This window comes from Sulfitobacter sp. HI0129, assembly GCF_001635395.1.
Classification (GTDB): domain Bacteria; phylum Pseudomonadota; class Alphaproteobacteria; order Rhodobacterales; family Rhodobacteraceae; genus Sulfitobacter.
Genome location: NZ_LWGH01000416.1, coordinates 1 through 6042, shown reverse-complemented (window position 1 = coordinate 6042; position 6042 = coordinate 1). Strand labels below are relative to the sequence as shown.

5 protein-coding genes are annotated in these 6042 nt (G+C 64.7%); 1 reads left to right on the top strand and 4 read right to left on the bottom strand.

The features are described from left to right. Positions 1 to 1695, bottom strand: a 1695-nt coding sequence (locus tag A3764_RS11165) for a type I polyketide synthase (protein WP_150122145.1), incomplete at its 3' end; no start/stop codon positions are given. Positions 1696 to 1944: 249 nt separating this feature from the next. Further along, positions 1945 to 3402 carry a hypothetical protein gene (locus A3764_RS11160; RefSeq protein ID WP_067920069.1) on the bottom strand — a complete coding sequence of 486 codons (1458 nt, stop codon included), beginning with the start codon at positions 3400 to 3402 and terminating at the stop codon, positions 1945 to 1947. Between the two features lie 207 nt (positions 3403 to 3609). Here A3764_RS11160 and A3764_RS11155 point away from each other — a divergent pair, with 207 nt between their 5' ends. Further along, positions 3610 to 4383 (top strand): WecB/TagA/CpsF family glycosyltransferase, encoded by a 774-nt coding sequence (locus tag A3764_RS11155; protein ID WP_067920071.1) that lies wholly within the window; start codon positions 3610 to 3612, stop codon positions 4381 to 4383. On the opposite strand, the gene A3764_RS11150 is transcribed toward A3764_RS11155, so the two are convergent. Beyond that, positions 4367 to 5311, bottom strand: coding sequence for a glycosyltransferase (locus A3764_RS11150; protein WP_067920073.1), 945 nt, complete (start codon positions 5309 to 5311; stop codon positions 4367 to 4369). The genes A3764_RS11155 and A3764_RS11150 overlap by 17 nt on opposite strands. Next, positions 5308 to 6042 (bottom strand): hypothetical protein (locus A3764_RS25150; protein ID WP_067951593.1); only part of this gene is annotated, 735 nt, incomplete at its 5' end. The genes A3764_RS25150 and A3764_RS11150, both read right to left, overlap by 4 nt.

Here is a 6042-nt window from a genome sequence, read left to right as displayed (position 1 = left end):
TTCGGCAAAGACCGGCTCCGTCTCGTAGAGATCGCGCGCCATGCCGGGGTATTGCGCCCCTCCCCCCGGGAACATGAAGACAACCCCCGGCCCCTCGGCAAGCGCGTCATGGCTAAAGACCTGCTGCGGCTCGCCCGTCTCCAGCAGATCGGCCGCCTCCTGCGGGCTATGGGCCACCAGCACGCGGCGTTTGGCAAAAGCGTGGCGGCCCTCTTTCAGCGTATAGGCCACATCGGCCAGAGGCTGTTCCGGATGGGCGCGCAGATGGGCCGCAAGCGCCTTGGCGTTCGCGTCGAGCGCGGCCTCCGTCCGGCCCGAGATGCAGATCGGCTGGAATGGCCAGTCGCTTTCCTGCGGTGCCGCACGTTCCGGCGCCTGTTCGAGGATCACATGCGCGTTGGTGCCCCCCACCCCCAGCGCGTTGACACCGGCGCGGCGGGGGCGGGAAAGCGCGGGCCAGTCCTGAAGGGTTTGCGCCACGGAAAAGGGCGATCCGTCGAATGCGATCGCCGGGTTGGGCGCTTCATAGCCAAGCGAGCGCGGGATTTGCGCGTGATGCAGCGCCAGCGCGGCCTTCACCAGCCCGGCCACCCCTGCCGCTGTATCGAGATGCCCGATGTTGGTCTTGACCGAACCGATACGGCAGAAATCGGTTGCATCGGTCCCCTGCCGGAAGGCCTGCGTAAGTGCGGCAAGTTCGATCGGATCGCCGAGGTAGGTGCCCGTGCCGTGGCATTCCACATAGCCGATGCTTTCTGCCGCCACGCCCGCGTCATCCATCGCGCGGGCGATGGCGGTGGTCTGCCCCTCCACCGAGGGCGCAAGGTAGCCCGCCTTGTCAGCCCCATCGTTGTTGACGGCAGAACCCTTGATCACCGCCCAGATGTGATCCCCATCGGCTAGCGCGTCCTCCAACCGGCGCAGCGCAACGGCCCCCGCGCCAGACCCGAACACGGTTCCTTGCGCGCGATGATCAAAGGCGTGGCATTTGCCATCCGGCGACAGGATCTCGTTTTCCCTGAAAAGATAGCCCCGCCCCTGCGGCAGCTCGATCGTCACGCCCCCGGCAACGGCCATGCCAACCTCTCCGGCGCGTAGGGCCTGACAAGCGTAATGCACGGCAACGAGAGAGGTCGAACAGGCGGTCTGCAGGTTGATCGACGGACCCCGCAGGTCGAAGACATGGCTGACCCGCGTGCTGAGGAAATCCTTGTCGTTGCCGGTGTGACGCAGAAGGAAATCGCCGACGTCCTCCAACAGGTCGGGATTGGACCGGATGTTGACGTAGAAATAATTACCCATCCCGCAGCCGGCATAGACGCCGACGTCTCTCCCCGCGATGCGCTGCGGCGGATGGCCCGCCTGCTCCATCGCCTGCCATGCCACTTCGAGAAACTTGCGGTGCTGCGGATCGAGGATAGCGGCGTCCTTGGGCGAGAAGCCGAAAAACTCCGCATCGAAGCGGTCGAAGCCTTCCAGATCGGCCGCAGCGGGCACGTAGCTGGGGTGCCGCATCCGCGCCGGGTCCTCCCCGGCGGCGCGCAGGTCTTCTTCAGACAGGTGGCGGATCGATCTCACGCCGTCCCGCAGGTTCGTCCAATAGGCCGCGAGATCGCCTGCGCCGGGCAGGTCGACGGCCATGCCGACGATGGCAATGTCCCCTGCGCTTTGCGAACGATTTCCTTCGGTCGTCATGGTCTGAGCTTCTTTCTCATCGTCCGCGGGCGCCGGACATGAGCCTCGATGGCATCCTACCCGTTCCGAGCCAAAATCAACAGTGCAATCCCCGGAGCGGCCCAATTGCCCTCAGGTTCCAGTTCACGCCCGGCCCGAAAGGTCAGGTTCCGCATAATTTCGGAACCGATCGGACGCCGCGCGAAGAGACCCGCGCAAAAGCATGATCGGAAAAGAATATGCCCTAATCGTGGCGGAAACGAGGTTCCTTCACAAGATTGTTCGCTTTCCGGAACCTATGCCGCCCTGGGCCCGCCGGTCCGCCAGCCGTTCCCCCCGGCTGCGCGGTTCAGGTGCCGGCCCCCATGCAAGCCTTTCCGCATGACCCAGAAGGGCCCCCGCCACCATCCAGATCACCGGAGTGAGCGTCGCGTTCAAAAGCATGTCGATCATTCGGATGCCCAAGATAAGGGCCAGCGCCGCCGCATAGGGCGAAACCGTTTGCTTGCCCCGGTACAGCCAGACCAGCCAGAAGACGGGAAATGCCAGCAGGCCGAATTCGCTGATGTAGCCCAGCCAGCCGAAGGTGCCGAAAATAATAATCCAGCGCCCGTCCGGCACGCTGAGGTTAACGCCGGTTTCGGCTTCGCGGATCAGGTTGCGCCCCCAACCGCCCCATCCAAAAAGCGGCCGCTCCGCCGCGCGCTCCAGTAGCTGTTCCTCGTTGTCGAACCGAAAGGCCAGCGATTGCTCCCGCAGCGGATCGATGGCCTCTGCCTGCGCCAAAATCGCTTCGAGCGGCACGACACCCATGTTGCGCAACATCGGATATGTGACCGCGATGACGGCGAATACCGCGGCGACACGCATGATCCAGCGGTACGGCATCAGCAGCATCACCGGCACAAACAACACCGCATAGATCATTGACGCGAGGCTTTTGCACAGCACCAGGATGAAGGCGAGGAAGATCGCGAGGCATACCATGCGCCAACGCTCCAGCACCGGCGTCACACGCACAAGCGCGACCGCCGCCAACAGCGAGGAACAGACCAGCATTGCCACCCAGAGGGGATGTTCCAGAAACAGGATGGGCCTGAAGCCGCCCATGCGCATCGTCTGGCCGAAACTGTGCTGAAAAAATCCGTAGACCCAGATGTTAAGCTGCGGAGTCAGCACCACTTCGATGATGGCAGGCAGTGCGACGATCAGTCCTGCCGCGAAAAGCGCCTTCAGTAGATCGCGCAGGGCATCCTCGCCCGACAGAAACTGCCGCGCCAAAAGGAAGGGCACGATCATCAGAAGTTGCGACGTCAGCACGGACAGCACATCTCGAATCGACTGGCCCGGCAGTTCCGCGATGATGAAGCGGATGAACTCGAATTCCGGCAGCACTTCGAAGGAAATGGGATCGCGGTTCGTCAGGACAGTGGGTATCGCCGCTAGGACCAGAATGCCCGCAAGCACGAGCGCGGGTTTCGACCGGGGAAGCAGCTGCACCCGCCGGTCGATGCCGAACAGCACGATCAGCAAAGCCGCGAGACTGGGGATCGTGGCCTTGTTCATGGGCGGGACCAGCGGCAGATTGAACTCAGTCACCGGGGGCAGGATCAGATAGGCCCCAAGGATCGACCAGATCAGCGCCCGTTCCAGCGTAAGCGTGCGGAACAGGATCAGGCTGACCAGCGGCCAGACCGCCAATGCCAGATATGCCACGCCGTTGCCCATCGCTCTCCTGCCGGGCGCGGTTCGCCTACCGCCGCCTTAAGGAGTAAAATTACCATCTGGCCCGTAGGCTGTCATCCCGCTAGTTTGCACATGCCTCACCGGGATCGGATCAGGAATGGAAAGCAACCCATTGATCAACAATAACATTGACTATGAGACACCAGTGGGTGGTCGGCGCACCACTCCGCAAATCGCATCGGGGCGCGTGTGATTTTCGACACGGCGGCGGGCCCGCTGCGGATCAATGTGCACACGCGCGCAGCATTGTTTCGCGCCGTTGCAGAGCGGTTTACAAGAGGCGAAGGTTTCACCCTTGCCACATTGAACCTCGATCATCTGACGAAGCTGCCCCGCGACGCCGCCTTCGCCGAAGCCTATACCGCGCAGAATTTCATTGTCGCCGACGGCCGGCCCGTGGTCTGGCTTTCCCGGTTGGCAGGAGAGGAGGTGGAGCTTATGCCGGGCTCCGATCTCGTCCTGCCGCTCTGTGCAGAGGCCGCGCGCGCGCAAGTGCCCGTTGCCCTGCTCGGCAGTTCCGATCCGGCCCTGAAGGCCGCCGCCGATGTGCTGGAAGCACGCGTGCCGGGGCTGCGCATCGTTCACCGCCACGCCCCCGCCTTTGGGTTCGACCCCGCGGGGCCTGACGCCGATGCCGCACTGCGGGCGCTCGCAGAGAGCGGGGCGGGTCTGTGCTTTCTCGCACTCGGTGCCCCCAAGCAAGAGGTTCTGGCGGCAAGGGGCCGCACGCTGGCGCCGCATGTGGGCTTTGCCTCCATCGGGGCGGGTCTCGATTTTCTCGCCGGGCATCAAAGCCGCGCACCGCGCTGGATGCGGGACCTTGCGCTGGAATGGTTCTGGCGTGCCCTGCAAAGCCCCCGTCGACTGGTACCGCGCTATGCGCGCTGCTTTGCCATCCTGCCGGGGCTGGTGGTCCGGGCCCTGCGCCAGCGCCGCCATACACAGGTCAGCGATATTCGATGATCCCTGCGGGCCGGCTCCGCAGGCGGCCCAACCAGAAACGCAGAACGCCCCATGCTTCGGCGAATTTGCCCAGCACCGTGAAAACCGCCCAAGACCATCCGCCCTTTGCGGCCAAACGCAGGAGCTGCGCGGGATAGGCCAGCAGCCCCAGCAGGGCCCAGGGCGACAACACCGCCCCCAGCAAAACGATCGACACCGGCAGGGCCAGGCCCCAGATCACCGCCCGCCGGGTCTCCGCCACCCAATGGCGTTCAGGCCCCCTGCCGTGCAGCCAGGCACCTTCGGCGAAGGCATGACCCGCGCGTATACTGCGGCGCCACCATTGGCCAAACCGCGTGATCCGCGCATCGTGCCGCGTCATCTCCCGGTCCAGTCGCCAGACCTTCCAGCCCGCCCGGCGCAGCCTCAGGCACAGCTCCGGCTCTTCGCCCGCAATCAGGCTTTCGCGGTAGCCGCCCGTCGCCTCCAGTGGCGCGCGCCGCATCATCGCATCGCCACCGCAAGCAAGTGCCGCGCCGATGGGGGTATCCCATTCCCTGTCGACAAGCCGGTTATAGGTGCTCGCCCCGGGCTGTTCCTCACGCCGCCGTCCGCAGACCACGGCAACTTCCGGGTGCCCCGCCAGGAAATCCTGCGCCGCGCCGATCCACTCCGGCTGAATCACGCAATCCCCGTCAAGGAACTGAACGAGTTCAATCCCGGGTCCCAGCGCGCCAAGGCCCGCGTTCCGCGCCCGCGCTGCAGTAAAGGGCTGTGCCATATCGAGCGCGACCACCCGCACCCCCCGGGCCCGCGCCGCCTCCCACGACCCGTCGGTGGAGCCGCTGTCCACATAGATAATCTCGGCCACCTGCCCCTTCAGCGCGTCAAGGCAGGCCAGCAGCCGGTCGCCCTCGTTGCGTCCGATAACGACAGCGCCGACGCTCATCCGGCCCGCCGTTTCGCGTGGTCCGAAAACCCCGCGGATCCCGTGAGGAACCCCGCTCGATAGAGCAGTTCAATCCGGTTCCAGCGGCGCGCGTCCAGCGAAAAAAGTCGTGCACCGGGCCCGGCGCTCAACCGGCGGGCACCCAAGGTATCTTCCCCATGGGCCAGATCCTCCCGCGCAACGGAGGCGGCATCGCGCCCCGCCGGATCATTGGCGAACTTGTAGTGGCGGATGAGTGCCGTGAAATCAGCGCAATGCACCCCCGTCGAGACATGCGGATGCAACCCGGGCACCACATCGGGCCCGTTGAAGATCAGCGGATGTTTGGTGAGGCAACAGGCCTCTCCGAAAACCTTGGCCCGCACCCCGCCGAAGGCCACCTCCACCTCCGGATTGGAGAGGGTGTTCTGCGCCAGCAGCCCCGAAAAATCGATATCGGGATCATGATAGGCACGCCGGTCAACATGGCTTAGGTCGAAATAGACGAACTCCCGCAGTACCGCATCGTAGGGCAGCCGGGCCACGGCACTCAGCGGCGCCTTGGGAAACATCTCCAGCATCTGGGCGACCAGCGCGGTATATCCACCGGCATCCAGATAGCGAACCAGCCCTTCGATACCGAGCACCTCGCGCCCCTCGAAATCGAACATCTCGTCCATGTCCACGTAAAGGCACCAGCGATCCCGGCCATAGGTCATGGCCGGCCAGCCGCGTATCAGGTCTTCATAGCG